28 protein-coding genes are annotated in these 26,736 nt (G+C 71.4%); 18 read left to right on the forward strand and 10 right to left on the reverse strand.

The window, feature by feature from the left end:
• Positions 1–70 precede the first annotated feature (70 nt).
• Positions 71–406 carry an STAS domain-containing protein gene (locus ACQVFL_RS00885; RefSeq protein WP_131053680.1) on the reverse strand — a complete coding sequence of 112 codons (336 nt, stop codon included), beginning with the start codon at positions 404–406 and terminating at the stop codon, positions 71–73.
• A 139-nt stretch (positions 407–545) separates the two neighbouring features.
• On the opposite strand from ACQVFL_RS00885, the gene hemL reads away from it, so the two are divergent.
• The 6 genes from hemL (at position 546) to ccsB (ending at position 6,747) form a co-directional block, all read left to right on the forward strand.
• Positions 546–1,880, forward strand: coding sequence for a glutamate-1-semialdehyde 2,1-aminomutase (hemL, locus tag ACQVFL_RS00890; RefSeq protein WP_431728356.1), 1,335 nt, complete (start codon positions 546–548; stop codon positions 1,878–1,880).
• A 66-nt stretch (positions 1,881–1,946) separates the two neighbouring features.
• Positions 1,947–2,594 (forward strand): histidine phosphatase family protein, encoded by a 648-nt coding sequence (locus ACQVFL_RS00895; RefSeq protein ID WP_396692050.1) that lies wholly within the window; start codon positions 1,947–1,949, stop codon positions 2,592–2,594.
• 55 nt (positions 2,595–2,649) lie between these two features.
• Positions 2,650–3,174 carry a TlpA family protein disulfide reductase gene (locus ACQVFL_RS00900; RefSeq protein ID WP_396692712.1) on the forward strand — a complete coding sequence of 175 codons (525 nt, stop codon included), beginning with the start codon at positions 2,650–2,652 and terminating at the stop codon, positions 3,172–3,174.
• Positions 3,174–4,034 carry a cytochrome c biogenesis CcdA family protein gene (locus ACQVFL_RS00905; protein WP_396692051.1) on the forward strand — a complete coding sequence of 287 codons (861 nt, stop codon included), beginning with the start codon at positions 3,174–3,176 and terminating at the stop codon, positions 4,032–4,034. Before ACQVFL_RS00900 ends, ACQVFL_RS00905 begins: the two co-directional genes overlap by 1 nt.
• Entirely contained in the window at positions 4,034–5,728 is a 1,695-nt protein-coding gene (locus tag ACQVFL_RS00910; RefSeq protein WP_431728357.1) for a cytochrome c biogenesis protein ResB, read from the forward strand. Before ACQVFL_RS00905 ends, ACQVFL_RS00910 begins: the two co-directional genes overlap by 1 nt.
• A complete protein-coding gene (gene ccsB, locus ACQVFL_RS00915) occupies positions 5,728–6,747 on the forward strand; it encodes a c-type cytochrome biogenesis protein CcsB (RefSeq protein WP_396692053.1) in 1,020 nt (339 codons plus the stop codon). Before ACQVFL_RS00910 ends, ccsB begins: the two co-directional genes overlap by 1 nt.
• A 34-nt stretch (positions 6,748–6,781) precedes the next feature.
• Here the strand turns inward: ccsB and ACQVFL_RS00920 are convergent, their stop codons facing one another.
• Together ACQVFL_RS00920 and ACQVFL_RS00925 are read right to left on the reverse strand one after the other, a co-directional pair.
• A complete protein-coding gene (locus ACQVFL_RS00920) occupies positions 6,782–6,982 on the reverse strand; it encodes a hypothetical protein (protein WP_396692054.1) in 201 nt (66 codons plus the stop codon).
• Between the two features lie 147 nt (positions 6,983–7,129).
• Positions 7,130–7,414, reverse strand: coding sequence for a hypothetical protein (locus tag ACQVFL_RS00925; RefSeq protein WP_396692055.1), 285 nt, complete (start codon positions 7,412–7,414; stop codon positions 7,130–7,132).
• 354 nt (positions 7,415–7,768) lie between these two features.
• Between ACQVFL_RS00925 and ACQVFL_RS00930 the strand changes: the two genes are divergently transcribed.
• Entirely contained in the window at positions 7,769–8,560 is a 792-nt protein-coding gene (locus ACQVFL_RS00930) for a helix-turn-helix domain-containing protein (RefSeq protein WP_431728358.1), read from the forward strand.
• Positions 8,548–8,739 carry a DUF397 domain-containing protein gene (locus tag ACQVFL_RS00935; protein WP_431728359.1) on the forward strand — a complete coding sequence of 64 codons (192 nt, stop codon included), beginning with the start codon at positions 8,548–8,550 and terminating at the stop codon, positions 8,737–8,739. Before ACQVFL_RS00930 ends, ACQVFL_RS00935 begins: the two co-directional genes overlap by 13 nt.
• 30 nt (positions 8,740–8,769) lie before the next feature.
• On the opposite strand, the gene ACQVFL_RS00940 is transcribed toward ACQVFL_RS00935, so the two are convergent.
• Positions 8,770–9,642 carry an alpha/beta fold hydrolase gene (locus tag ACQVFL_RS00940; protein ID WP_431728360.1) on the reverse strand — a complete coding sequence of 291 codons (873 nt, stop codon included), beginning with the start codon at positions 9,640–9,642 and terminating at the stop codon, positions 8,770–8,772.
• Positions 9,643–9,833: 191 nt separating this feature from the next.
• Between ACQVFL_RS00940 and ACQVFL_RS00945 the strand changes: the two genes are divergently transcribed.
• A complete protein-coding gene (locus tag ACQVFL_RS00945; RefSeq protein ID WP_431728361.1) occupies positions 9,834–11,294 on the forward strand; it encodes a menaquinone biosynthesis decarboxylase in 1,461 nt (486 codons plus the stop codon).
• Positions 11,294–12,208 (forward strand): menaquinone biosynthesis prenyltransferase MqnP, encoded by a 915-nt coding sequence (mqnP, locus tag ACQVFL_RS00950; protein ID WP_431728362.1) that lies wholly within the window; start codon positions 11,294–11,296, stop codon positions 12,206–12,208. The genes ACQVFL_RS00945 and mqnP overlap by 1 nt, the downstream gene beginning before the upstream one ends.
• Positions 12,209–12,302: 94 nt before the next feature.
• Here the strand turns inward: mqnP and ACQVFL_RS00955 are convergent, their stop codons facing one another.
• Entirely contained in the window at positions 12,303–13,289 is a 987-nt protein-coding gene (locus ACQVFL_RS00955) for a terpene synthase family protein (RefSeq protein WP_431728363.1), read from the reverse strand.
• A 175-nt stretch (positions 13,290–13,464) separates the two neighbouring features.
• Here ACQVFL_RS00955 and ACQVFL_RS00960 point away from each other — a divergent pair, with 175 nt between their 5' ends.
• Complete coding sequence (locus ACQVFL_RS00960) at positions 13,465–14,094, forward strand: UbiX family flavin prenyltransferase (protein ID WP_431728364.1); 630 nt, start codon at positions 13,465–13,467, stop codon at positions 14,092–14,094.
• Between the two features lie 29 nt (positions 14,095–14,123).
• Here the strand turns inward: ACQVFL_RS00960 and ACQVFL_RS00965 are convergent, their stop codons facing one another.
• Positions 14,124–14,390, reverse strand: coding sequence for a BldC family transcriptional regulator (locus ACQVFL_RS00965; protein ID WP_396692063.1), 267 nt, complete (start codon positions 14,388–14,390; stop codon positions 14,124–14,126).
• Between the two features lie 268 nt (positions 14,391–14,658).
• Here ACQVFL_RS00965 and ACQVFL_RS00970 point away from each other — a divergent pair, with 268 nt between their 5' ends.
• Positions 14,659–15,117 (forward strand): Lrp/AsnC family transcriptional regulator, encoded by a 459-nt coding sequence (locus ACQVFL_RS00970; protein ID WP_387258362.1) that lies wholly within the window; start codon positions 14,659–14,661, stop codon positions 15,115–15,117.
• 22 nt (positions 15,118–15,139) lie between these two features.
• Positions 15,140–16,231, forward strand: a complete 1,092-nt coding sequence (locus ACQVFL_RS00975) for a PLP-dependent cysteine synthase family protein (protein ID WP_431728365.1) — start codon at positions 15,140–15,142, stop codon at positions 16,229–16,231.
• A 13-nt stretch (positions 16,232–16,244) separates the two neighbouring features.
• On the opposite strand, the gene ACQVFL_RS00980 is transcribed toward ACQVFL_RS00975, so the two are convergent.
• The 3 genes from ACQVFL_RS00980 to ACQVFL_RS00990 form a co-directional block, all read right to left on the reverse strand.
• Complete coding sequence (locus ACQVFL_RS00980) at positions 16,245–16,874, reverse strand: putative glycolipid-binding domain-containing protein (protein ID WP_431728366.1); 630 nt, start codon at positions 16,872–16,874, stop codon at positions 16,245–16,247.
• A gap of 55 nt (positions 16,875–16,929) precedes the next feature.
• On the reverse strand, positions 16,930–18,519 hold the full coding sequence (locus ACQVFL_RS00985) for a DEAD/DEAH box helicase (RefSeq protein ID WP_431728367.1): 1,590 nt from the start codon (positions 18,517–18,519) through the stop codon (positions 16,930–16,932).
• Positions 18,520–18,730: 211 nt separating this feature from the next.
• A complete protein-coding gene (locus tag ACQVFL_RS00990; protein WP_431728368.1) occupies positions 18,731–19,123 on the reverse strand; it encodes a hypothetical protein in 393 nt (130 codons plus the stop codon).
• Between ACQVFL_RS00990 and ACQVFL_RS00995 the strand changes: the two genes are divergently transcribed.
• On the forward strand, positions 19,098–19,892 hold the full coding sequence (locus ACQVFL_RS00995) for a hypothetical protein (protein WP_431728369.1): 795 nt from the start codon (positions 19,098–19,100) through the stop codon (positions 19,890–19,892). The two genes, ACQVFL_RS00990 and ACQVFL_RS00995, sit on opposite strands and share 26 nt — an antisense overlap.
• Positions 19,893–20,674: 782 nt before the next feature.
• Here the strand turns inward: ACQVFL_RS00995 and ACQVFL_RS01000 are convergent.
• Entirely contained in the window at positions 20,675–22,228 is a 1,554-nt protein-coding gene (locus ACQVFL_RS01000) for an NlpC/P60 family protein (RefSeq protein WP_431728370.1), read from the reverse strand.
• 289 nt (positions 22,229–22,517) lie between these two features.
• Between ACQVFL_RS01000 and mqnE the strand changes: the two genes are divergently transcribed.
• The 4 genes from mqnE (at position 22,518) to ACQVFL_RS01020 (ending at position 26,570) form a co-directional block, all read left to right on the forward strand.
• Complete coding sequence (gene mqnE / locus ACQVFL_RS01005; protein WP_396692070.1) at positions 22,518–23,687, forward strand: aminofutalosine synthase MqnE; 1,170 nt, start codon at positions 22,518–22,520, stop codon at positions 23,685–23,687.
• A 24-nt stretch (positions 23,688–23,711) separates the two neighbouring features.
• Positions 23,712–24,134, forward strand: coding sequence for a hypothetical protein (locus ACQVFL_RS01010; protein ID WP_396692071.1), 423 nt, complete (start codon positions 23,712–23,714; stop codon positions 24,132–24,134).
• 74 nt (positions 24,135–24,208) lie between these two features.
• Positions 24,209–24,550, forward strand: a complete 342-nt coding sequence (locus ACQVFL_RS01015; RefSeq protein ID WP_396692072.1) for a DUF4229 domain-containing protein — start codon at positions 24,209–24,211, stop codon at positions 24,548–24,550.
• 142 nt (positions 24,551–24,692) lie between these two features.
• Positions 24,693–26,570 carry a M14 family zinc carboxypeptidase gene (locus tag ACQVFL_RS01020; RefSeq protein WP_431728371.1) on the forward strand — a complete coding sequence of 626 codons (1,878 nt, stop codon included), beginning with the start codon at positions 24,693–24,695 and terminating at the stop codon, positions 26,568–26,570.
• Positions 26,571–26,736 lie beyond the last annotated feature (166 nt).

Genomic DNA, 26,736 nt, shown 5'->3' on the forward strand with positions numbered 1-26,736 from the left:
TGCCGCCCGGTCGTCCCGGCGACGTCACGATCGATCAGTGGTCCGTGTGCGGACCGATCGGCGGAGTGGTTCAGCTCGTGGGGGCGTCGTTCCGGATCATCAGGGCGCTGCGCAGGCCCGTGATGTCCAGTACGCGTATCAGGAACTCGCCCACGTTGGTCAGCAGGAGCAGGCTCTGCGCGTGGCTGGCCTTGCGGCTGAGGACGACGAGCGTCCCCAACCCCTGCGAGTCGCAGAAGGTGACTCCGCCGAGATCGAGCACGATCCGTGGCGGAGGTTCGGTGAGCACTTCGTTGACGACGGTCGACAGCTGGGCGGCCGTGAGCATGTCGATCTCACCGGCTAGGCGAAGCACCGCTTCGTCGCCAGTCCGGTGTACGGTGATGGACAGTTCGGCACGATCCACCGGGTCAGCCTATCGCGATCTCGGGCACCCGGCCTGTCGAGGCGAACCGCCTCCGCCCAGCGTGCCGTGGGTGAGCCTGGTAACCCCGATCCGGGGTGCCTGCCGATCCGCCGTCGGGCGCTGACACAATGGCGGCATCGTGACCGAGGTGTTTCCCGCCGGAACCGACCGCTATCCGGTCGACGCGCCGGCCTCAGAGGCCCTGTTCGACCGCGCCCGCGCCATCGTGCCGGGCGGGGTGAACTCACCCGTGCGCGCCTTCCGAGCGGTCGGCGGCACACCACGCTTCATGGTCCGTGGCGAGGGACCGTGGCTCCACGACGCGGACGGGCGACGCTACGTCGACCTGGTCTGCTCCTGGGGCCCGTTGATCCTCGGCCACGCCCATCCCGAGGTGGTCGCGGCCGTGCAGGCCGCCGCCGCGCAGGGCACCAGCTTCGGCACCCCCACCCCGGGCGAGGTCGACCTGGCCGCCGAGATCGTCGCGCGGACGCCGGTCGAGCAGGTACGCCTGGTCAACTCGGGCACCGAGGCGACCATGTCGGCGATCCGGCTGGCCCGGGGGTACACCGGACGCTCGAAGATCATCAAGTTCGCCGGCTGCTACCACGGGCACGTGGACGCGCTACTGGCCGCGGCCGGTTCCGGCGTGGCCACCCTCGGCCTGCCCGATTCGCCCGGTGTGACCGGCGCGGCGGCCGGCGAGACGATCGTGCTGCCGTACAACGACCTCGCCGCCGTGCAGGAGGCGTTCGCCGCCGAGGGTGAGCACATCGCCGCCGTGATCACCGAGGCTGCGCCGGGCAACATGGGCGTGGTGGCGCCCCGGGACGACTTCAACGGCCAGTTGGCGCGGATCGCGCACGCCAACGGCGCGCTGCTCATCGTGGACGAGGTGATGACCGGGTTCCGGGTCTCCCGCTCCGGCTGGTACGGCCTCGATCCGGTCGACGCGGACCTGTGGACGTACGGCAAGGTCATGGGTGGTGGGCTGCCCGCCGCGGCGTTCGGCGGGCGGACGGAGATCATGTCGCGACTGGCCCCGGCCGGGCCGGTCTACCAGGCCGGCACCCTCTCCGGTAACCCGCTGGCCTGCGCCGCCGGCCTGACCACGCTGCGGCTGGCCGACGAGGCGCTGTACCGGCGGCTGGACGACACCGCCGCCGTGGTGGGCAAGCTCGCCGCCGACGCGCTGGCCGCCGCCGGGGTCCCGCACCGGCTGTCGTACGCGGGCAACATGTTCTCGATCTTCTTCACCGACGCCGACGTGGTCGACTACGACAGCGCCCGCACCCAGCAGGTGCCCGCGTTCAAGGCGTTCTTCCACGCGATGCTGGCGGCCGGGGTCTATCTGCCGCCGAGCGCGTTCGAGTCCTGGTTCGTCTCGGCGGCGATCGACGACGCCGCTCTCGAACAGATCGCCGCCGCTCTGCCGGTGGCGGCCAAGGCGGCGGCAGCGACGACAGGGGTGTAGAGCAGTGATCGCGAGGAGTGAGCCGGTGTTGCGAGCCCCGCAGTCGCGAACGAAGGGGACACAACAGTGAGCAAGACGGTGGTCCACGTGCTTCGGCACGGCGAGGTACACAACCCGGACGGCATTCTCTATGGCCGACTGCCCGGTTTCCGCCTCAGCGAACTGGGTGTCCAGATGGCCAAGGCCGCCGCGCAGGGGCTCGCCGAACGCGAGGTCGTGCACGTGGTCGCCAGCCCGCTGGAACGTGCCCAGCAGACCGCCGAACCGATCGCCGCCCAGTTCGGGCTCCCCGTCGGAGTCGACGAACGGCTCATCGAGAGCGCCAACTGGTTCGAGGGCAAGAAGGTCTCGCCCGGTGACGGCTCCTTCCGCGACCCCCGTAACTGGTGGGTGCTGCGCGACCCGGTGACCCCCTCCTGGGGCGAGGCGTACCGGGTGATCGCCGAGCGGATGTTCGCCGCGCTGCACGCCGCCCGGGTCGCCGCCGAGGGGCGGGAGGCCGTCCTGGTCTCGCACCAGCTCCCGATCTGGACGCTGCGCCGGCACGTCGAACGCAAGCGGCTCTGGCACGACCCGCGCCGCCGGCAGTGCGGACTGGCCTCGCTGACCACGTTCCACTTCGACGGCGCCAAGATCGTCGGGATCGGCTATTCAGAGCCGGCCGCGCACCTGGTGGCGATCTCGCCGACCGCGCGGACGGCCAAGGGAGCCTGACGTGGCGCTCCGCAGGTGGGCCGTGGGTCTGCTCGCCGCCGTCACCGCCACGACGGTGCTGAGCGGCTGCACCGGCGGTGGCCGGGAGGCGGCCTGCGACAACACCGGCGGCATCGTGGAATGCGCCCCGGACCAGCGTTCCGACGCGCCGAGTCTCGCCGGTGAGCTGCTCGACGGCGGTTCCTACGACGTGACGCAGCAGCGGGGCCAGGTCGTCGTGGTCAACTTCTGGGGCTCCTGGTGCGCGCCGTGCCGGGCCGAGGCCGACGACCTGGAGAACACCTACCAGGCGACCAAGGATTCCGGGGTGACCTTCCTCGGCATCAACGTGCAGGACAGCCGGGACAAGGCGATCGCCTTCGAGGAGGGCTTCGGGATCAGCTACCCGAGCATCTTCGACCCGGGCAGCCGCCTGGCTCTCGACCTGGACATCCCGCCGAACACCATCCCCGCGACCGTGGTCCTGGACCGGGAGGGCCGGATCGCGACCGTGATCCGGGCGGCGGTACGCCAGGAGGGCCTGCAACCCATCGTCGAGCGGATCGCCGCGGAGTCCGCTGCGGCGTCCGGCCCACGCTGATGGGCGAGACCTTCGGTCAGCTCGCCGTCTCGGGGCCGCTGCTGCTGGCGATCGGCGCGGCGGCGCTGGCCGGGCTGGTCAGCTTCCTCTCCCCGTGCGTGCTGCCCCTGATGCCGGGCTACCTGTCGTACGTGACCGGCCTGGCGGGCGCGGACCTGGAGGGCCGAGATGAAAGGAAGGGCCCCGTACTAACGCCTGGTGTAGAGGAGGGGTCCCCTCCTTACACCTCCGGCGGGGGTACGGCGCTGCGGGAACGCACCCGGGTCAGCCCGGCGGTCAAGGGGCGCGTACTCGCCGGGACGCTGCTCTTCATCGCCGGCTTCACCGTGGTGTTCACCGCCACCGCGATTCTGTTCAGCAGCATCGGCCGGGTCTTCTTCGACTACGAACGGGCGCTGGAGATCGTCGTCGGCGCGCTGATCGTGGTGCTCGGGCTGGGCTACCTCGGGGCGCTGCCCGGTTTCCAACGCGAGTTCCGGATCAACCGCCTGCCGAACGCCGGCCTGCTCGGCGCACCCGTCCTCGGCGCGGTGTTCGCCCTGAGCTGGGTCCCGTGCACCGGCCCGACACTGGCCGCGGTGCTCGGCATGGCCACCACCAGCGGGCAGACCGACCGCGCGGTGGTGCTCGCCGTGGCGTACTGCCTCGGGCTGGGCATACCGTTCATCATCTTCGGGCTCGGCTTCAACCGCCTGCTCGGGGTCTTCCGCACGATCCGTCGGCACAGCCGCTGGGTCACCCGGGTCGGTGGCGTACTGCTGATCCTGATCGGGCTGGCCCTGCTCACCGGCGGGTGGACCAACGTCGTGATCTGGTTGCAGACCACCGTCGGGGTGGGCGATTTCGAGGTGAGCATCTGATGACCGCGGTGGACGACCGGCCGGCCGCCCCGGCCGAGTCACCCCGACGCCGCCCCCACGCGCTGCTCGCGCTGCTGCGCAACTCGTGGCGGCAGCTCACCAGCATGCGTACCGCGTTGGTGTTGCTCTTCCTGCTCGCGGTCGCCGCGATCCCGGGTTCGGTGCTGCCGCAGCGCGGCGTCAACCCGGAGGACGTCCGGGACTTCTACACCGCGAACCCGCAGCTCGCTCCGGTGCTGGACCGCATCGGCGCGTTCGAGGCGTTCAGCTCGGTGTGGTTCTCGGCGATCTATCTGCTGCTGTTCACCTCGCTGATCGGGTGCATCACGCCCCGGCTGCGCGATCACGTCCGGGCGCTGCGGGCCAGGCCGCCGGCCGTACCGAAGCGGTTGGAGCGGTTGCCGCAGCACGCGGTGGTGCCGGTGCCCGCCGGTGGCGCGGCGGCGGTCGCCGAGACGCTGCGACGCCGCCGGTGGCGGGTGGCGGTACGCGGTGACGAGATCTCCGCCGAGAAGGGCTACCTCAAGGAGACCGGCAACCTGATCTTCCACTCCTCGATGGTGCTGGTGCTGATCGGTGTCGCCCTCGGCTCCTGGTACGGCTGGCACGGCAACCGCCTGCTCGTCTCCGGCCCGGACGGCGTCTTCTGCAACACCCGCCAGCAGTACGCCGAGGCGAAACTCGGTCCGCGCGTCGGCGACGACCTGCCCCGGTTCTGCATGCAGCTCGACGAGTTCGAGGCCGAGTTCCTGCCCAGCGGCCAGCCCTCGCACTTCAACGCCAAGGTCACCGTGGACGAGGACGGCGGCGCACCCCGGGCGGCCGAGTTCTCGGTCAACTCGCCGCTGCGTCTCGACGGCGCGAACGTCTACCTGCTGGGCCACGGCTACGCTCCGGTGATCCGCTACACCGACCGGTTCGGCGGTACGCAGACCAGCGTGGTGCCCTTCCTGACCACCGGCGACATGGGTCTGACCGGCGAGGGTCTGGCGGCCTTCCCGGACGCCAACGTCGACCCGGCGACCGGCGAGCGGAACGCGGACCTCCAGATGGCCTTCTCCGGCCTCTACCTCCCGACCGCGCCGCAGGAGCCGCCGTTCACCCGCTCCGAGTACCCGACGGAGCAGAATCCGCTGCTCGGCCTGATCGCCTATCGGGGCAACCTGGGCCTCGACGGCGGCATCCCCGGCTCGGTCTACCAGCTCGACCAGCGGCAGATCCGCAACGGCCGGCTGACCGAGGTCGGCTCCAAGGAGCTGCGCAAGGGCGAGAGCTGGACGCTGGACGACGGCACCACGGTCGAGTTCGTGGGCACCGAGCGTTACATCGTGCTGTCGGTCCGGCACGACCCGGGCACCATGTTGCTGCTGATCAGCTCCGTCGGGCTGGTGCTCGGGCTGATGGGCTCGCTGTTCGTCCGGCGACGCCGGATCTTCGTCCGGCTGCTGCCCGCCGGTGCCGTGCCCCCCGGTGCCGTGCCCGCCGGTGCCGCGCCCGCCGGTTCCGGCCCCCCCGACAGTAGATCTCCGACGGGCGGTAGTAGCTTGGTCGAGGTGGCTGGCCTGCCCCGGACCGAACATCCGGGGTTCGCCGCCGAGTTCAGCCAACTGGTCGCCGCGATCGGCGACGACCGGCGGACCGGCGAGGCCATCGACCCGGACGAGCGGGCCGGGGCGCGAGAAGGAGCCGAGTGATGTCCGCACTCTCCGACCAGGTGGTGTCGATCGCCACCCTGGTGTACCTGCTGGCCATGATCAGTCACGCGGTCGAGTACGCCCTCGGCAACTCGCGGGTCAAGGTGGCGGCAGCCCCGGCCCGCGAGCTGGTCGGCGCGGCGGTCGGCTCCGGCGCGGCGGGCACGGCCGGGGACGGCGGTACGACGGGCACGGCCGACGCCGAAGGCGCCACCGGGACCGGCGGCGGGGCGGTACGGACTCCGGCCGAACGCACCGCGAAGCGGGCCGCAGTCGCCGGGTGGATCGCGGTGGCCCTCACCGCGCTGGGCGCGGCCCTGCACCTGGTCGGGCTGGTCACCCGGGGCATCGCCGCCGAGCGGATGCCCTGGGGCAACATGTACGAGTTCGTGCTCACGGTTTCGTTCATCGGGGTCACCGCCTGGCTGGTGGTGCTCTGGAAGGTGCCGTCGCTGCGTCGCCTCGGGCTGTTCCTGACCCTGGTCATGGTGCTCCTGGTGGCCACCGCCGAGCTGGTGCTCTACACCCCGATCGTGCCGCTGGTGCCGGCGCTCAACTCGTACTGGTTCATCGTGCACGTGTCGACCGTCGTCTTCGCCTCGGGACTGTTCCTGCTGGGCTCGGTACCGGCCGCGACGTACCTGATGCGGGCCGGTTACGAACGTGGCAAGCGCAGTTTCCCGTACACGCTGGCGAAGAAGCTGCCGGCGGCGGCCAGCCTGGAACGGCTCACCTTCGTCCTGCACGCCTTCGCGTTTCCGCTGTTCACCTTCGCGGTGATCGCCGGGGCGATCTGGGCCGAGGCGGCCTGGGGTCGGCCGTGGGGCTGGGACCCGAAGGAGACCTGGTCGTTCATCTCCTGGGTGATCTACGCCGGTTACCTGCACGCCCGCGCGACGCCGAGCGTGAAGCGCAACGTGGCCGCCTGGCTGGCCATCCTCGGCTTCCTGACGGTGCTGATGAACCTCTTCGGCGTGAACATCTTCTTCGAGGGCCTGCACTCCTACGGCGGTCTGTGAGGACAGAACCCTGCCCGCCCTGGTCGGGCCGTAGTCACCAGTCCCTGCCGAGGCGGCTCAGGGCCTCGTCGACGCGCAACGTGATCTGGTAGGCGATCTCCGGCACGTCGGCCAGGTCGATGCGCTCGGCACGCATCGCCAACTGCGCGTGCAGCTCGCGGGCGATCGCGTCGCGGAGACTGGTGAGCAGCGGCGACAACCCGTCCGGATCGCCGACGACGTACGCGTCCGACATGCGCCAAGCCTGCCGTTTCCGACGCCCGACGCCCCAGCACCTGTGAGATGTCCCGCCCCTGCTCTGCCTCCGCCGAGGAGATCTTGGACAGTTCTCGTTATCGATGAACGGCAACTGGCCAAGATCAAACGTCGACGCGTTCCGGGCTCAAGGGGCTGGGGCCTCGGGTGGACGGGGTGTGCGCGGGGCGGCCCAGCCGAGGAAGCGTTCGTGTAGCGACGCGGGCTTCGGCACGTTGTGTGGATCGAGCCGATACAGGTCGTCCACGGCGTCGTACAGCATCCCGGCCAGGTAGATCGACAGGGCGACGCGGCTCTCCCGGTAGTCGGCCAGCAGGGTGAGCCGGGCGGTCGCGCAGGGCCACGGCATACCGCAGGCCCGGCACAGCCAGAGCGGCCGGAGCGGTACGTGGACGTGCGGCACCGAACTCATCTGCGTCTCCCTTCACGGGTGTCACGTCGGGGGGGCGGGCTGCCGCGTTCCGGCTTGCCGGCGGCGGAATGGCAGAAGCGGGACCGGTCCGTGACGGGTGGACGCGGGACCGGCTCCGTCGAGGACGCAGGTCCGCCGGTCGCGGGTGGAAGCGGGGCCGTCCGTCGCCGACGTGCCGGACGGCCCCGCCTCGGTTCCGCCCGTCCTTTCGGGTCGGATCCGGACGGTTCCGATGGGGACAGTCTGGTGAGGAGACGACTACTGTCGGAAGGCATCCGATCGCCCTGTGCGTCGGGCGGGGTCGCCGGTGAGAGGCGTGAGGATCGCGGAACGCGCTGGTGAGGAGACGTGGGGATGGACGAGCGGTCGCGCGTATTGATCGACGAGCTGCGGCACATGCGGGCGGCACGGAAGATGACCCAGGAGGACCTCGCCCGGGCGATCAACTATTCGCCGTCGACGGTGGCCATGGTCGAGACGGAGGCGCGCAAACCGCCGCCGGACTTCTGGGAGCTGGCGGACACCGCCCTCGACACCGGCGGCGCGTTCGCCCGGATGCTGGTCCGGCTCGGGTCGCCGCAGTGGATGCGGGAGTGGGAGGCCAACGAGCGGCAGGCGACCGTGCTGCGCTCGTTCGAGAACACGGTGGTGCCGGGACTGTTGCAGACCTCGGCGTACGCCCGCGCGTTGTTCCGCAGCGTCGGCCTCTACGACGAGGAGGAGGTGGAGCAGCGGGCGTCGGCCCGGCTGGAGCGGCAGGCGGTGCTGACCGGCGAGCGACCGCCGCAGCTCGTCGCGGTGCTGGACGAACACGTGCTGCGTCGCCCGGTCGGTGGCCCGCTGGTGATGCGGGAGCAGTTGGGCCGACTGGTCAAGCTGGCCACCGAACAGCCCCGGGTACGACTGCACGTGGTGCCCGCCTCGGTCGGCGCGTATCCAGGTGTCGCCGGGGCCTTCGTGCTGGCTACCCTTCCCGGTGGGGAGGACGTCGCCTACCTGGATGACCAACTCAAGGGTCAGGTCATCGACGACACCGAGGACGTACTGGCGATCCGGGCGTCCTGGGAGGCGATCCAGGGCGAGGCGCTGCCGCCCCGGCAGTCGATCGAGTTGTTGACGGAGGTGGCGGAGTCATGGCGGAGCTGACCGGTGCCCGGTGGCGCACCAGCACCAGGAGCAGCACCAACGGCGGCAACTGCGTCGAGGTGGCCGACAACCTGACCGGCGTGGTCGCCGTACGCGACAGCAAGGACCGGGACGGCGACGTGCTGATCTTCGGCCCGGCCGCCTGGCGCGCGTTCGTGGCGCTGGCCGCCCGCCGCTGACCTGCCAGGCAGGCAGCGCATGCGAGGCGGTCAGGCTCGGAGGAAGCGCAGCAGCAGGGCGGTGAGTTCCGTCGGCTGTTCCTCGAAGAGCCAGTGGCCGCTGTCCTCGACGACCTCGCCGGTCACCGAACTGGCGTACCGGTGGACCTGCTCGGCGACCTGGCGGCCGAGGCTCGCCTGCGCGCCGATGGCGAGCACCGGCATTGCCAGCATCGACTTCCGGTATTCGGCGTTGTCCGCGATGTCCTGCCCGAACGCGCGGAAGCACTCGAAGCTTGCGCGTAGGTGGGCCGGGTCACGTAGGTGCCGGGCGTACTCCTCGATGTCCGTCGCGTCCAGGCTGCCCTTGCGCAGCATCAGCGAGTCGGTGAACCGGTCGATCCAGAGCGTCTCCCTACCGGCGACGAGCTGTTCCGGTAGCCCGTTGGTGAGGCTGAAGAAGCCGAAGTTCCACACCCCCGGGCCGGCGGCGGTGAGCGCCGGGAAGGTGTAGATGCCCTCGTCGGGGATCGGTGCCTCGCTGAGTACCAGCCGCTGTACCCGGTCCGGGTGGGCCGCGGCGTACGCGTACGCGACCATGGTCCCGATGTCGTGGCCGACGAGCCGGAGGTCGCGGTTCAGGCCCAGGCTGGTGAGCAGCCCGTGCAGGTCACCAGCGAGGGTCTTCTTGTCGTACCCGCCCGGCGGGGCGTCGCTGCCGCCGAAGCCCCGTAGGTCCGGTGCGATCACCTCGAACGACCGCCCCAAATCCGGCAGTACGTGCCGCCACATGTACCAGCACTGCGGATACCCGTGCAGCAGCACCAGTGTGGGGCCGCTACCGCCTCGGACGTAGTTGACAGCGATGTCGCCGACCTTCGCTCGCTGCTCCGTGAACCCCGCCGGAACCCGTTCGTCAGCCATGATCGACTCCGCTCTCGTCGGGTGCTCGACTACCCCGCCGGCTCCTTTCTATGCCGCGGTGTGTAATTTCCGTGCCGCCGTGTGTTAGCAGGGGACCCGTGCTCTACCGGAGGCGTTAATAAGGGGCCCTTCCTTTCACATCACAGCACCCGGCGTGGGCACTTCGCAGGTGCGTAGGACAGACTTGCTGCATGGCGGCTCGTGGGTTCCCGTACACCGATCTGAAGGACTTCCTGGCGGCGCTGGAGCGCGCGGGCGAACTACGGCGCGTCGGCGTACCGGTCGACCCGACGCTGGAGATCAGCGAAGTCGTCACGCGGACCGTACGGGACGACGGCCCGGCGTTGCTCTTCGAGCGGCCCACCCGGGGCGAGATGCCGGTGGCGATCAACCTGTTCGGCACCGAGAAGCGCACCGCGATGGCGCTCGGTGTCGAGTCGCTGGACGAGATCGGCAACCGGATCGGCGAGATGCTCAAGCCGGAACTGCCGATGGGCTTCTCCGGCATGATGGGCGGCCTGGGCAAGGTGATGCAGCTCAAGTCGATGCCGCCCAAGAAGGTCAAGACCGCGCCGTGTCAGCAGGTGGTCTACCGGGGTGACGACGTCGACCTGAACCGGCTGCCGGGCCTGCAGGTGTGGCCGGGCGACGGCGGGATCTTCCACAACTTCGGGCTGACCCACACCAAGCACCCGGAGTCCGGCAAGCGCAACCTCGGCCTCTACCGGCTCCAGCAGCACAGCCACAACACGCTCGGCATGCACTGGCAGATCCACAAGAACTCCACCGCGCACCACGCCGTCGCCGAGCGGCTGGGCCAGCGGCTGCCGGTCGCCATCGCCATCGGCTGCGACCCGGTGGTCAGCTACGCGTCCAGCGCGCCGCTCCCCGCTGACATCGACGAGTACCTGTTCGCCGGGTTCCTGCGCGGCGAGCGGGTGGAGATGGTCGACTGCCTGACCGTGCCGTTGCAGGTGCCGGCGCACGCCCAGGTGGTGCTGGAGGGCTACCTGGAGCCGGGCGAGCGCCTGCCGGAGGGCCCGTTCGGCGACCACACCGGCTTCTACACCCCGGTCGAGCCGTTCCCGGTGCTGCACGTCGAGGCGATGACCATGCAGCGCGACCCGGTCTACCACACCATCGTCACCTCGAAGCCGCCGCAGGAGGACCACGGTCTCGGCAAGGCCACCGAGCGGATCTTCGCGCCGCTGCTGCGCTTCCTCATCCCGGACATCGTCGACTACGACCTGCCCGCCGCCGGGGTCTTCCACAACTGCGCGATCGTGTCGATCCGTAAGCGCTACCCGAAGCACGCCCAGAAGGTGATGAACGCGATCTGGGGCGCGCACATGATGTCGCTGACCAAGCTGATCGTGATCGTCGACGAGGACTGCGACGTGCACGACTACCGCGAGGTGGCGTTCCGCGCCTTCGGCAACGTCGACTACGCCCGCGACCTGCTGCTCACCGAGGGGCCGGTGGACCACCTGGACCACTCCTCCTACCAGCAGTTCTGGGGCGGCAAGGCAGGCATCGACGCCACCCGCAAGCTGCCCACCGAGGGCTACACCCGGGGTTGGCCGGAGGAGATGACCATGTCGCCCGAGGTCGTCTCGCTGGTCGACAAGCGGTGGAAGGAGTACGGCATCTGATGGCGACCGCCGCAGTGGAGCCGGCCGAACATCCCGGGCGCGTGAAGTCCTTCCTCAAGCTCGTGGCGATCGAGCACTCGGTGTTCGCACTGCCGTTCGCGTACCTGTCGGCGTTGACCGCGATGCAGGTCAACGGTGGTCGGGTGCGCTGGCTCGACCTGCTGCTGATCACCGTGGCGATGGTCGGGGCACGGACGTTCGCGATGGCCGCGAACCGCATCCTGGACCGCCGGATCGACGCGCGGAACCCGCGTACCGCCAACCGGGAACTGGTCACCGGGGCGGTGAGCCTGCGCACGGCCTGGACCGGCGCGGGCGTCGCCCTGGTGGTCTTCCTGGCCGCCGCCGCCCTGCTCAACCCGCTCTGTCTGGTGCTCGCGCCGCTGGCCGTGGTGCCGCTGGTGGTCTACCCGTACGGCAAGCGGTTCACCAACTGGCCGCACGCGATCCTGGCGGTGGCCCAGGCGGTCGGGCCGATCGGCGCCTGGCTGGCGGTCACCGGCACCTTCGCCGGCTCCGGACCGGCCTGGCTGCTCGGTGCGGCCGTCGGCCTGTGGATCGGCGGTTTCGACCTGATCTACGCGTGCCAGGACGCCGAGGTGGACCGTGAGATCGGGGTGCACAGCGTGCCGGCCCGGTACGGCCTGCGCTTCGCGTTGCACGCCTCCACGGTCGCGCACGTGGTGACCTTCGCGCTGTTCGGATGGTTCGGCGTGCTGGTCGGCTTCGGCTGGCTCTGGTGGATCGGTCTGCTGATGACCGCAGTCGCCTTCGGCTACCAGCACCTGGTGGTCACGCCGACCGACCTGAGCCGGGTCAACCGGGCGTTCTTCACCGCCAACGGCTTCGTCGGCATCGCCCTGTTCGCCTTCGCCGTGCTCGACCTGGTCGTCCGGCTCGGCCTGCGCCCCTGAACCCCGTGCGCGTCCGGCGCCCTGCCGTGCGTAGGTGCCGGCTGGGTTCGGGTGCGGGGTCGGGTGCGGGGTTCGGGCGTTAGGAAGGGACCCCTTATCTACCGGAGGCGTTAGGAAGGTGCCCTTCCTTACCCGCGTAGCGGGTGCTCTCCAACGTCCAGTCGATGGTGCCGCGCACGGCCCGGGACACCCCGTCGAGGTGGGCGGTGACGGCCTCGTCCAGCGCCGGACCGAACGACGGCACCCGGGACCGTTGGTCGACGAACTCCCGCATCGTGGTGTGCCAGCGCCGGGTCACCGACTCGATCGCGGCCGTCCGGGACAGCCGGTGTTCGGTGGCGGTCGCCAGCACCAGGTTGTGCCCGCCTGCGGTCGCCTCGTCGCGCTCCAACGAGGCGAGGTCGTTGTACCAGGAGAGCAGGTCGTTGCCGAGGTCCCGGAACCGGCTCAGCACCGGATGGTGGTAGACCGCGTCGGGCAGCGGCCGACCGGTGACGAACTCCACCAGCGGGTACGACACGTACGCGGCCGAGGTGGCGCGGCGCAGTTCGACGTACTCGTCGACGCCGGGCCGGTGACCGTCGGCCTTGTTGGCCGCCTCCCGCCACGTGCCGTCGAGGTGGTGGGCGACCGCGTCGGCGAACCGGGCCCGCCAGGGGGCCGGCATCCGGCGGCGCGGCTCTCGCCACGCGGTCACCAGCAGCCGGCGCATCGGCCCGACCAGCCCGGTCTGCGTTGACCGGGCCCGTCCGAGAAGCAACGCGGGTACGCCGTCGCGCAGCCCACGGATCTCGGCGAGGCCGAACCGGCCGGGCTTGTCACAGGCGTCGTCGACCAGAAAGAACCAGGTGAACAGCGCGGTGAGTACGCGCAGGTCGGGCTCGTCGGCGTCCGGGTAGAGCCGACCGGCGTAGCGGGCGAAGCGGGCACCGGCCAGCAGCCCGACGGTCCCCGTGTCCACCGTCAGCCCGGTCTGCGGCAACCAGTCGATCAACCACTCCTGCACGTCGTCGGCGTACGGCGACAGCCGGGACGGGATCGGACAGGCGTCCCGCAGCGAGGGCAGGACGTCCTGACTCATCCCGATCCCTCCCCCTGAGGTGCCGTACCGCGTGCGGCACCAGGCAGCATGCCAGGTCGCGATGACCCTCGCACGCTGATCGGACATCGATGGCGTAACGACGCACTGCCGCCGGATCGGGGCAGGTCCCGGGGGTGCCGCACCGGTGTCGACGGTGACCAGGCAGGCTTGGGGGATGCGTGAACCATGGGTGGTCGGCGTCTCCGGGGCCTCCGGGACGCCGTACGCGGCCGCAGTCGTCCGCGGACTGCTCGACGCCGGGGAGTCGGTGGATCTGATCGTCTCCCGGGCCGCCCGGCTGACCGTGCTGGACGAGACCGGCAGGTCGTTCCGGGACGCCCACTGGGCGGACGACCTGGGCGCCTGGCTCGGCCGCGACCTGGTCGGCGCCGACGTACGGCACTGGCCGGCGGGTGACCTGGCGGCCGGGCCGAGCAGCGGCTCGTACCCGGTGCGTGGCATGGCGGTGGTACCGGCCAGCACGGCGGCCTGCGCCGGCATCGCCATCGGGCTGTCCAAGGACCTGTTGCAGCGCGCCGCCGAGGTCAACCTCAAGGAGCGTCGACGGGTCGTGGTGGTGCCTCGGGAGACCCCGGTGACCCGTAGCCACCTGGAACACCTGATCGCGTTGCACGACGCGGGTGCGGTGGTCCTGCCGGCCAGTCCCGGCTTCTACGGCGCGGGAGCCGCCGCCTCGGCGGCTCAGCTCGTGGACTTCGTGGCCGGCAAGGTGCTCGACGCCCTCGGCGTACCGCACACCCTGTTCCGCAGGTGGGCGGGGATGTTGAACGCGGACCGGACCTGACGACCGGTCCGCGTCCCGACCCGCACCACTCAGTACATGCCGGCGTTGGCCGGACCCGGGCCGGTCGAGGCGGCTGGGCCGTTGTTGCGTGGTCTGCCCATCTCGTCCGCCTCTTCCAGCATGCCCTCCCCTTCAAGCAGGGCCCGCACCTCGGATTCCCGAAACCGGCGGTGCCCTCCTGGAGTCCGGATACTGCCGATCCGGCCGGCTGCCGCCCATCGCGTCACAGTCTTCGGGTCAACCCGAAACAGCGCGGCGACCTCACCCGGTGTCAGCAGGCGATCTCCAGTGTCCACAGCCCCCTCCTCGCGTCGACGAAGCCCCCGGCTGAACACACTGCCCCCGGCCGGTGCGAGCCCAGAGCCGTCATGAGGGACGTATGGCAATTACAGCACCAGCGAACTGGCCTGTCCGCCAAACGCGAAAAACGCACTGAGTGAGAAGTTAGTAAATGGTACCGGCGGCGCGCCCTTCCGACCCTGGGTATGCGAACTGTCACCCACTGCCATGCCCAACGGATACCGGAGTCCCGGTGTCACGCGCCGCCGACTAGGGTCACAGTCCGTGGACGCCATCGACCGTAGCCTCGTGGACCTGCTCCGGGGCAACGCCCGCCTGTCGTACGCCGAACTCGCCCGCCAGGTCGGCCTATCCGCGCCGGCAGTGCACGAACGGGTCGGCAAACTGGAGTCCGGCGGGGTCATCCGGGCATACCGGGCCGACGTCGAGCCGGAGGCCGTCGGGCTGGGCGTCACCGCCCTGATCGGCATCGTCGAGGACTCCGGCGCGGACACCGACGACGTGCTGGAGGCGTTCCGGGCGATACCGGAGATCGAGTCCTGCTACTTCATGGCCGGAGTCGAGTCCTTCCTGCTCAAGGCCAGAGTGAGCACCATCGTCGAGTTGGAGCGGCTGATCGTACGGCTGAACCGGACCCCCGGGGTGGCCTCCACCCGCACCGGCATCGCGCTGTCGACCAAGTGGGAGAACCGCCCCCAGCCGGTGGCGCAGACCTCCTCCTGAACGGCTTGCTACCTTTCCGAGCGTGACTCATCTCGACCGCTGCGACGAGGCGGGCCGGCGGTGGGTGACCGAGGCGATCGCCGCCGTCGAGGCGGACGCCAACCGGTCCGCCGACACCCACCTGCTGCCCTTCCCGCTGCCCCGGTCGTGGGGGATCGACCTCTATCTCAAGGACGAGTCGGTGCACCCGACCGGCTCGCTCAAGCACCGGCTGGCCCGCTCGCTGTTCCTGTACGGGCTCTGCAACGGCCGGATCGGGCCGGAGACCACGATCGTCGAGGCGTCGTCGGGCTCCACGGCGGTCTCCGAGGCGTACTTCGCGCGGATGCTGGGGTTGCCGTTCATCGCGGTGATGCCCGCCTCGACATCGCCGGAGAAGATCGCCCAGATCGAGTTCCAGGGCGGCCGGTGCCACCTGGTGCAGGACCCGGCCAAGGTGGTCATCGAGGCACGCTGGCTCGCCGAGGACTCCGGCGGGCACTTCATGGACCAGTTCACCTACGCCGAACGGGCCACCGACTGGCGGGGCAACAACAACATCGCCGAGTCGATCTACGCGCAGCTCGCCCTGGAACGGCATCCCATACCCGCCTGGGTGGTGGTCGGCGCCGGCACCGGCGGCACCAGCGCCACCATCGGCCGGTACGCCCGCTATCGGCGGCTGCCCACCAAGCTCTGCGTGGTGGACCCGGAGAACTCCGCGTTCTATCCGGCCTGGCAGGCGGCCGACTGGTCGGTCCGCACCGGGAGGGGATCGCGCATCGAGGGGATCGGCCGACCCACCGTGGAGGCGTCCTTCCTGCCCGGCGTGGTGGACCGGATGGTGCAGGTGCCGGACGCCGCCTCCCTGGCCGCGATGCGGGCCGGGTCGGCCGTCCTCGGCCGACGGGTCGGCGGGTCGACCGGCACCAACCTGTGGGGCGCCTTCGGGCTGATCGCCGAGATGCGCGCCGCCGGGCGCACCGGCTCGGTGGTCACCCTGATCTGCGACGCCGGTGACCGGTACGCCGACACGTACTACGCCGACGAGTGGGTGGCCGGGCAGGGTCTCGACCTGGCCCCGCACCTGGCGACGGTGGAACGGTTCCTGGCAGACGGTTCCTGGCCGGGCTGAACCGGCCGACGCCTCAGCGGGGCGTCGAGCGTTCCGCCAGACCGGGGTAGTGCTGCACGTAGCCGTCCCGGTCCACGTCGACCTCGGCGCTGAAGCCGTCGCTGGCGTACCGGAACCGGTGCGGGCCCAGCCCGGTGTAGACCTGTTCGGCGGGAAGCACGGTCAGGCTCGGCAGCAGCACCCAGGCCACGTCGATCCGGTGCGTGGTGTCGGCGGGCGCGGTGGTCAGGCCGAGTCGCCGCACCGGCAGCGTGTTGAACAGCGGTGAGCCACCCAGGTCGACGTCGAGGGCGTCGACCAGGCGGTCCGGATCCTCCAGGCCGGGCAGCCCGGCAGGGGCCCGCCCGGCGGCGGTCAGGACCGCGTCCAGATCACCCTGCTCGGCCGCGGTCACCCGCCACCGCTCGGTCGCCCGTTCCAGGCGTACGCTCCGCCGCCACCCGGCCCCCTCGACCTCGACCTCCAGGCGGACACTGACCCACTCGGAGTCGGTGGCCACCTGGTAGCGGCAGGTGTAGGGCACCGGGTCGGCGGCGATCTGGGTGCCGTGGGCGGTCAGTCCGGAACCGTCGTCGACCACGGCGTGTTCGGCACCGGCCGTGTCGGACCGGGTCCACAGCAGCGACTTCCGCATGGTCGACATGTTTCGGACGTTACGCCACCGCGCCCGGCCCGGCAGGCCATGCGCCGAAGGACGATCAGTAGGTGTGCGCCCGGGGACGCCCGACCGACCCGCGCCGCTCGTCGCCCCGCACCTCGGAGCGCCCGCCCCGGTCGGCACCGAAGCGGCGCTCCCCGCGCGGCTGGTCACCGTAGGAACGGTCGCCGAAGTGGCGTTCCCCGCGCGGCTGGTCGCCGTAGCTGCGGTCCCCGTAGCGGCGCTCGCCACGCGGCTGGTCCCCGTAGGAGCGGTCCCCGTAGCTGCGGTCGCCGTAGCGGCGCTCCCCGGCGGGGCGGTCACCGAAGCGACGGTCGCCACCGGGCCGGTCGCCGAACCGACGCGGGCCTCCGGTCGGGCGGCCGGGTCGACGCGGCTCGTCCCGCTCCTCGCGCACCGGCACCCCGCTCGGCTCGCGGGCTCCGGTCAGCTCGGCCAATGCGGCGTCACCGACGCGTACCCGGGTCTGCTCCGGCTCCACACCGGCCTTCTCCAGCATCGCCAGCGTGGTACGGCGCTGCTTCGGCAGCACCAGGGTGGCCACCGCGCCCGCCTCACCGGCCCGGGCGGTACGTCCGGCCCGGTGCAGGTAGTCCTTCGGATCCTTCGGCGGGTCGACGTGCAGCACCAGCGAGACCCCGTCCACGTGGATGCCCCGGGCCGCCACGTCGGTCGCCACCAACACGTTGGTCCGACCCTCGCGGAACTCGGCCAGGGTGCGGGTACGCATCCGCTGGGTCTTGCCGCCGTGCAGCCCACCCGCGCGTACGCCGACTGCGGCGAGCTGCGTGACCAGCCGGTCCACGCCGAGCTGGGTACGGGCGAAGACAATGGTCCGGCCGGACCGTGCCGCGATCGACGCGGTCACCGGGAACTTCTCCTGCGGCGGGATCAGCAGCAGGTGATGGTCCATCGTGGAGACCGCAGCGGTCGCGGGCGCGGTGGAGTGCGTCACCGGGTCGGTCATGAACCGCTGGACCAACGCGTCCACGTCGGTGTCCAGAGTGGCCGAGAAGAGCAGCCGCTGGGCGTTCGCGGGCGTCTTCGCCAGCAGCTCGGTGACCTCGGGGAGGAAGCCCATGTCGGCCATCTGGTCCGCCTCGTCGAGCACGGTGACCTCGACGTCGTCCAGGCGGCAGACGCCACGGTCGATCAGGTCGGCGAGCCGACCCGGGGTGGCCACGACCACCTCGACGCCCCGACGCAGGGCGTCGATCTGGCGGTCGTAGGGCACCCCGCCGACGGCGGTCTTCAGGAAGACGCCGACCGCCTTGCCCAACGGCAGGAGCGCGTCGTTGACCTGCATGGCGAGTTCTCGGGTGGGCACCAGGACGAGGGCACGTGGCCGCATCGGGCGGGCCCGGCCCCCCTCGGCCACCCGGGCCAGCAGCGGTAGCCCGAAGGCGAGCGTCTTGCCCGAGCCGGTCTGCCCACGGCCGAGCACGTCGCGGCCGGCGAGGGCGTCCGGCACGGTCGCGCGCTGGATCTCGAAGGGAGCGGTGATGCCCTGCCGGGCGAGGGCGCGTACGAGCGGCTGGGGCAGACCCAGCGCGCCGAAGTCGATCGACTGGTCGGGGCCGGCGGCGTCGGCCGGCAGATCGGTGGGAACCTCGGAGGCGGACAGGGGCATGCCAGAGGCAGCGGAGGTGGTCAAGAAATGCCTTTCGAGCGGGGCGCACCTTCGCGATGTCCCGCCACGGCACTGCGCCGCCGGATCCGTCCGCAAGAACGCCCATGGGCGCGCGGTTCGCGCGCCAGGTCAGTGATCGCCCACAAGTGTACGGCGAGAGTCGTCACCACGCGGGGACCGGATGGGGGTAGTGGGCGGGCTCACCTGTCGTTCAGCCGGTCAGACCGCTCAGCGCGTCGTTCGTCAACAGCACGACGAGCACGCTGAACGCCACCAGCAGGCCCAGCGCGACCGCCAGCACGATCAGCACCCGCAGGGTGTTCCCGGACCGTTCGGCCGGAGTGTCCGTCCAACCCTGCGCCAGGATGTGACCGGTCAGTGACCCGGAGTTCTCCTCGCCGACCGGGAAGGCCACGGTGTTGGCCCCCGAACCGCCCGCGTAGTAGGCGCTCAGATCGGACCCGCCGGGACGGTACGCCGCCGACCCGGCCGACCCGGCGGTGTCCGGCCGAGGTCCGAGACCGGTTGCTGCCGCTGGTCCGGCCGCCGACGGCGGGTGCGGCCGGGAGACCGGCCTGGTGATCTCCGGGTCGTTGAGCGGCACCGGCCGGGTCCGGTCCGGGTCGCTGCCGAGCGGCGCCGTCGGCGGCTCGGACGGCAACAGCCCCGGCCGTACCGAGGGGCGGGCTGCGACCCCCGGCGAGTCGCCGACCGGCTCGTCCCGACGCCCGCTCGCAGTGGTCGTTGGCGGCCAGGTCGGCAGCGCCGGAGCCGGTACCACCGGGGGTGCCGAGAAGGGCGGGGCCGACGCCGCCGTGGTCGAGGCAGCCGCAGCCGATGCCGCCGGGGTCGCTGCTGCCCTGGCCGACCCGACCGTGGCGGACCCGAGGGAAGCCGATCCCATGGCCGACTCGACGGAGGCTGACCCGACTGCGGCCGACCCTGCTGGGGCCGACCCGAACGGGGTCGGGGCGGCGGTGGCCGGCGGCGGCGGGAACGGTGGTGCGGGCATCGGACCGGGCGGCGGCGGTGGCGACGGCACGGGTGGGCCGGGCGGCGGGGCGGGCGGACCCGGCACCGGCGGTGCCGGTCGGGGAGCGGGTGGCGGCGCGGGCACCGGCCCCGGCGGGTACGGCCCGGGCGTGGGTGGTTCCGGCACCGGGACGGGCGGCGTCGGCGAGGGCGGATTGGGTCCCGGCACCGGTGCGGGCGGCGTCGGCGCGGGCTCCACCGGCTCCGGCACGGGCTGCGGTTCCGGCGTCGTCGGCTGCGGTGGCTCGACCGGCCGGTCGGCCTCGGACGACTCCGGGGCGGCCTCGGACGGATCCGGGGCGGGCTCGGACGACTTCGGGGCGATCGGCGTCGACCGGTAGACCCCGGCCGCCCGCGAGCCACCACCGGCGGACGCGGCCTCGTCCGCGCTGACCTGGCCCGTCCCGGCGACCCGGACGCTGGCTCGGGCCGACGTCGGCGGCACCGGCTCGCGCTGCCCGGGAACGCCGGCCGTCCCGGCCTTGGCGGCCCCGATCACGCCCGCGCTGCCGACGGCCCGGTTCATGCCCGTGTTGCCGACGAGCCCGCTCACACCCGTGCCGACCGGCGGTCGGTCGGTCTCGGGGGCCATCGGGACGCCAGCCCGGTACGTGGTCCCGCCGCCCGTCGCCGAAGCGCCGGACCCGGGCGCGGCCGGGGCGGCTGGTCCGGCGCCGACGGCCGAGTCCCCGGGTACGGGTACGCGGGCGACGCCCGCCCGGCCGCGTGCCGGTGACCGATCGGCGCCGCCCGGTGCCGCCGACGCAGGTCCGACCGACGCAGGTACGACCGGGTCCGGGGCGGACGGAGCGGCCTCCGGGACGGCCGGATCGGACTGCGAAGTGGGGGACGCAGGCTCAGGTGTGGAGGAGGCGGCCGGAGCGGGTGCTGCGGCGTCGGTCGGCGTGACGGTGGACGCAGGGTCGGCCGGCTTCGCCGGAACCTCGTGTTCGGTCATCCTCGTCCTCCGTGCCACGCTCGCACCCGGATCCGTACCACCGGACCGGCAGTGCCTGGATGACACCGTGCCACATCCCGACCGGATGGCACACCCGTAGCCCGCACAGTGTCCCTCGTGTACGCGTGGGACGGGCCGGAACGCCCTCGGCGGGCCCCGCCCGGGTCAGCGACCGCCGGTGGTGGACGGGGTGGCCGAGGCGCTCTCCTCGGCAGCCCTGCTGCTCGTCGCCGTGGTCGGGGTGGAACTGCTGCGCGTCGGGGTGAGGCTGCTGTTCTCCGTGCTCGGGGTGGCCGTGGTCGACGGGCTCTCCGACGGCGAGGTGGTCGGCGACGGCGTCACCGAGGGCGAGGGGGTGCTGGTCGGCGTCGGCGTGGGCGAGCCCGTCGGCGTGGGGGACGGCGACGTCGGTCGCGGCGTCGGCGTCGGCTTCGGGCTGGTGGTGGGCTTCGGGGTCGGCTTCGGCGTGGGCTTGGGCGCCGGTGGCTGCGACGGAGTGGGCGAGGCGGCGGGCGCCGGGACCGCGCCGACCACCCGGGTCGCGGCGTACAACCGGGACCAGCGCACCGTCGAGATCTTCACCACGTCGCCGGTGGTGGGTGCGTGGATCATCTTGCCGCCGCCGACGTACATGCCCATGTGGTGGATCGTCCGCCAGCTACTGCCGGAGGCGAAGAAGACCAGGTCGCCGGGGAGCAGCGCGTTGCGCGGCACGGTACGGGCCCGGGTCGCGTAGTACTGGTCGCGGGAGACCCGGGGCAGTTTGTTGTACCCGGCCGACCGGTACGCCGACCAGACCAGACCGGAGCAGTCGAACGAGTTCGGACCGGTGGCACCCCAGACGTACGGGTCGCCGAGCTGACGGCGGGCGTACGCGAGGGCGGCCAGCGCGGTGGGGTGCGCGACCAGCCCGTCGGCCGACTGGTCGACGTAGTCGGCACCGAGCTGCTGCTCGGCGGCTTCCTGCTGGCGGGCCAGCGTGATCAACTGCGCGGAGTTCTCCTCGCGCAGCTTGACCAGCTTCGCCTCTTCCTCCCGCAGCGACTGCTGCGTGGCGGCGTACTGCTGCTGGACCCCGCGCAGCCGCTGCTCGGCCGCGGTGAACGCCTGCGTGGCCACCTGCTCCTCGGCCCGGGCGCGACTGACCTGGCCGGCGGCCGGGCCGGTGGCGCCCTCGCTGCGCTCGCCCCGGTTGGCCCGGTGCAGCAGTTCCAGGTCGCGCAGGGTGGCCGCCCAGTCGCCGGGCGGTTGGGCGGCGTCGACCTTGATCGCCTCGGCGGCGACCTGGTCGGCGCGCTGCTGGGCCTGCTGGACCGCGGCCCGGGCGAACTCCAGGGTGCGTTGCGCGGCGGTGTGCTGCGACTCGGCCTCGGTGCGCTGCTGTTGCAGGTCGAGCAGTTGGGTGCCGAGTTCGCCGATCCGTGCCTCGACGGCGTTGATCTGGGCTTCGAGCGCGTTGCCGGCGGGGGTGACGGTCGGGGCGACCACGCCGGGGGTGCCGCCGGTCGGTGCACCGGGCAACTGGAGCTGACCGGCGACGGCCGGGCGGGATCCGGTGTCGGGCACCGTGGCCGGGATGCCCGGCTCGGCGTACGCGGGCGCGGCGAGGACGGCGCTCGCGACGGCGCTGAGCAGGGCGGACCAGAGCATCGGCCGCAGCACCGGCGAGACCACCGGACTCCGTCGCCGTCGCCGTCGTCCGTCCGTGCTGTCGACCATCGCGCTCCCGTCCGGACCTGCTACGCCACGCCGGGGGTCGGACGCGGACGTGGGGACGCTACTGCCAGGTGTCGCCGGATCGCGGTCACCGGTGCGAGGTGTGGCGTGCCCCATCCTGTCTTACCTCACCTGGTGCGCGGTGTCGATGTTTGGACGGGTTAAAGAAAACTGTGAGTTCGGGAGACGCTGGTCACCGAAGGACCACGGTGTGAGCAGCCCGGGTGTGCGACGTAGGCTCTGACTGCGGCCGGCAGCGGTCGCGGACGCAGGGGAAAGGGACGGGCTTTCGATGGACGCCGGACTCAAGCGCGAGCTCGAAGCGAAGGTGTACGCCGGGGAGCGGCTGACCCGTGAGGACGGCATCGCGCTCTACTCCAGCGATGACCTGACCTGGTTGGGGCGGCTGGCCCACCACGCGCGCACCGAGCGCAACGGCGACCGGGTGATGTTCAACGTCAACCGGCACCTCAACCTGACCAACGTCTGCTCCGCCTCCTGTGCGTACTGCTCCTTCCAGCGCAAGCCGGGCGAGAAGGACGCGTACACGATGCGCATCGACGAGGCGGTCCGCAAGGCCAAGGAGATGGAGGACGAGCAGCTCACCGAGTTGCACATCGTCAACGGCCTGCACCCGACGCTGCCCTGGCGCTACTACCCGAAGGTGCTGCGCGAGCTGAAGGCGGCGCTGCCGAAGGTCAAGCTCAAGGCGTTCACCGCGACCGAGGTCCAGTGGTTCGAGAAGATCAGCGGGCTGACCGCCGATGCCATCCTCGACGAGCTGATGGAGGCCGGTCTGGAGTCGCTGACCGGTGGCGGCGCGGAGATCTTCGACTGGGAGGTCCGCCAGCACATCGTCGACCACGCCTGCCACTGGGAGGACTGGTCGCGGATCCACCGGCTGGCGCACAGCAAGGGCATGAAGACGCCGTCGACCATGCTCTACGGCCACATCGAGGAGCCACGGCACCGGGTCGACCACGTGCTGCGGCTCCGTGAGCTACAGGACGAGACCGGCGGCTTCGTGGTCTTCATCCCGCTGCGCTACCAGCACGACTTCGTGGACTCGGCGGACGGCAAGGTCCGTAACCGGATCCAGGCACGCACCACGATGGCCTCGCCGGCCGAGTCGTTGAAGACCTTCGCGGTCTCCCGGCTGCTGTTCGACAACGTGCCGCACGTCAAGTGCTTCTGGGTGATGCACGGGCTCTCGGTGGCCCAGCTCTCACTCAACTTCGGCGTGGACGACCTGGACGGCTCGGTCGTCGAATACAAGATCACCCACGACGCGGACTCGTACGGGACGCCGAACACGATGCACCGGGACGACCTGTTGCACCTGATCTGGGACGCCGGCTTCCGCCCGGTCGAGCGGAACACCCGCTACGAGGTGGTCCGCGAGTACGACGCCGCGCCGAGCATGGCGGAACGCCGTTCCGAGCCGCAGCAGGTCTGGGCCTGAGTCGACGCGTACCCTGGCACGACGATGAGCGAGCAGCAGGGCGCGTTCCCGCGCCGGGACGACGACGGGCGCATCCGGTTCCTGGGTGACCTGCTCGGCGTCAGCCTGGCCGGGGTGGTCATCGGGATGCTGGTGTTGGTGCTCTTCGACACCGCTTTCGCCTGGTTCGGCGCCGGAGACTTCGGTCAGGCCAACGGCTGGCTGGCGGTGATCCTGGCCGTCTGGCTGTTCTGGGAGGACTTCCGGGCCTGGGAGTTCGGCGCGCCCCGGGTGGTGGCCGGGTTGGTGGCGCTGGCGATGGCGGTGGTCTCCGGCCTGCTGGTGGCGGGCGTGGTGACCGGGCTGTCGCCGCTGCTCTCCGGTGGCCTGGCGGCGGTGACGTTCACCGTCGTGTACGCGCTGGTCTGGTTCCCCGGCGTCCGCTGGCTGGTCGACCGGACGACCTGAGGTCGCCCTGCGTCGTGCGGCGAGGCCGCACGGAGGAGCGAAGAGGCCGCCCCCGGCGGAGAATGGAGTACGACGTGAGCGCGGCGGCCAAGTACACCCTCGGCCGGATCGGCCTGTTCGTGGTCGTGATGCTGGCCCTCTGGCCGGTCGACATGGACATCTTCCTCAAGCTGATCCTGGCCCTGCTGTTCTCCGCCGCGGTCTCCTTCTTCCTCCTCAAGGGCGTACGCGACCAGATGGCCGAGGAGATGGCCGCCGCCGCCGAGCGGCGCCGGTCGGAGAAGGAGCGGCTACGGTCCGCCCTGGCCGGCGAGGACCAGGCCGACACCGACACCGTCTCCGGCGGTCAGGCCGACGGCGGGACGACCGACCAGCCCGGGTCCGCCACCGAGCCGGGGCGCGGCCCGTCCTCCTGACCAGTCGCGACGGGACCATGTCGTCGGCATGAGGATCCGGCTGGGATGGGCCGGACAGCGATCGATGTTGATATGACCATGTGACCGGTGGTGGGCTGTCCGCTACCGGGCGGGGAACCCCCGCGCCTCCAGGAGGTTGTCCATGGCCTTCCGTTCGATCCCCGTCCGCCGTGCCCTGGCGCTCATCGTCGCCGCCGGGCTCGGCCTGCTCACCGTCTCCGCACCACCGGTGTCCGCCGAACCGGCCCCGAACCGGGACGAGCAGCCGGCCGCCGTGCCCTACCGGGTACTGGGCCCGAAGACGCTCGCCGACCGCAACGCGATCGCCGGCACCGGTGCCGCGATCGACTACTCCGAACACGGCGTGCTGCACGTCTCGGCCACCCGCGCCGAGGCCGCCGCGATCACCCGCCTCGGGTTCCGGCTGGAGGCGATCGCCGCCCTGCCCACCGATCGGGGCACCGCAGACGGGCAGGTCGGCGCGTTGGCCTTCCCGCCAGCCGACGCGAACTACCACGACTACGCGGAGATGACCGCCGTGGTCAACCAGGTCGTCGCGGACCATCCGTCGATCGCCCGCAAGATCAGTATCGGCAGCTCGTACGAGGGCCGGGACCTGGTGGCGGTGAAGATCTCCGACAACGTCGCCACCGACGAGAACGAGCCGGAGATCCTGTTCAACGCCCAGCAGCACGCCCGTGAGCACCTGACCGTCGAGATGGCGATCTATCTGCTCAACCTCTTCACCGACAACTACGGCTCCGACTCCCGGATCACCAGCCTGGTCAACAACCGGGAGATCTGGATCGTGCCGACCGTCAACCCCGACGGCAGCGAGTACGACATCGCCACCGGCTCCTACCGGTCCTGGCGGAAGAACCGGCAACCCAACAGCGGCTCGTCGTACGTCGGCACCGACCTGAACCGCAACTGGAGCTACAACTTCGGGTGCTGCGGCGGCTCGTCCGGCTCCACCTCCTCGGACACCTACCGGGGTCCGTCGGCGTTCTCCGCTCCGGAGACGCAGGCGCTGCGTAACTTCGTCAACAGCCGGGTGGTCGGCGGGGTGCAGCAGATCAAGGCCAACATCGACTTCCACACCTACTCCGAGCTGGTGCTCTGGCCGTACGGCTACACGACCAGCAACACCGCCACCGGGATGAACGCCGACCAGTACAACACCTTCGCCACCATCGGCCAGCAGATGGCGGCGACCAACGGCTTCACCCCGCAGCAGTCCAGCGACCTGTACATCACCGACGGCAGCAGCATCGACTGGATGTGGGCGACGCACGGCATCTGGGCGTACACCTTCGAGTTGTATCCGGGCTCGGCCTCCGGCGGCGGCTTCTACCCGCCCGACGAGGTCATCCCGGCGCAGACCTCGCGCAACCGGGAGGCGGTGCTGATCCTCTCCGAGTACGCCGACTGCCCGTACCGGGCCATCGGCAAGCAGGCCCAGTACTGCGGCGGTAGCAGCGGGACCACCGTCTGGTCGGACACCTTCGAGACCGCGACCGGCTGGACGATCAACCCCAACGGCACCGACACCGCGACCTCGGGGCAGTGGGAGCGGGGGGCGGCGCAGGCCACCAACTCCAGCGGCGCCAAGCAGCTCACCCCGTTCGCCGGTAGCAACGACCTGGTCACCGGCCGGTTGGCCGGCAGCGCCGCCGGGGACTACGACGTGGACGGCGGCGTGACCAGCGCCCGGTCCCCGGCGGTCACCCTGCCGTCCAGCGGTACGTTGACCCTGTCGCTGGCCTGGTACCTGGCACACGGATCCAACTCGTCGTCGGCCGACTACCTACGGGTCAGCGTGGTGCACAACGGCGGCACCACGGCCCTGCTGACCCAGGCCGGTGCGGCCACCAACCGCAACGGCGCCTGGACGCAGGCCAACCTCAACCTCACCCCGTACGCGGGACAGTCCGTCCGGATCCTGGTGGAGGCCGCCGACGCGTCGACGGCCAGCCTGGTCGAGGCGGCTGTGGACAACGTCACGATCACCGCCTCCTGAGACCGGCGGGGCCCCGCCACACCCCCTCGCGCGGGGCCCCGTCCCGGGCAACCAACCGGACAAAAGTGAACTCGACGGGCTGCCGGCGGTGGCCCCCGACCGGGACCGCGACCTGCTCAGCGGGTCGCGGTCCCGCCGTGCGCTACCGTCGTACCGACCCGCCGCA

The organism is Verrucosispora sp. TAA-831, from assembly GCF_050780145.1.
Lineage (GTDB): Bacteria > Actinomycetota > Actinomycetes > Mycobacteriales > Micromonosporaceae > Micromonospora.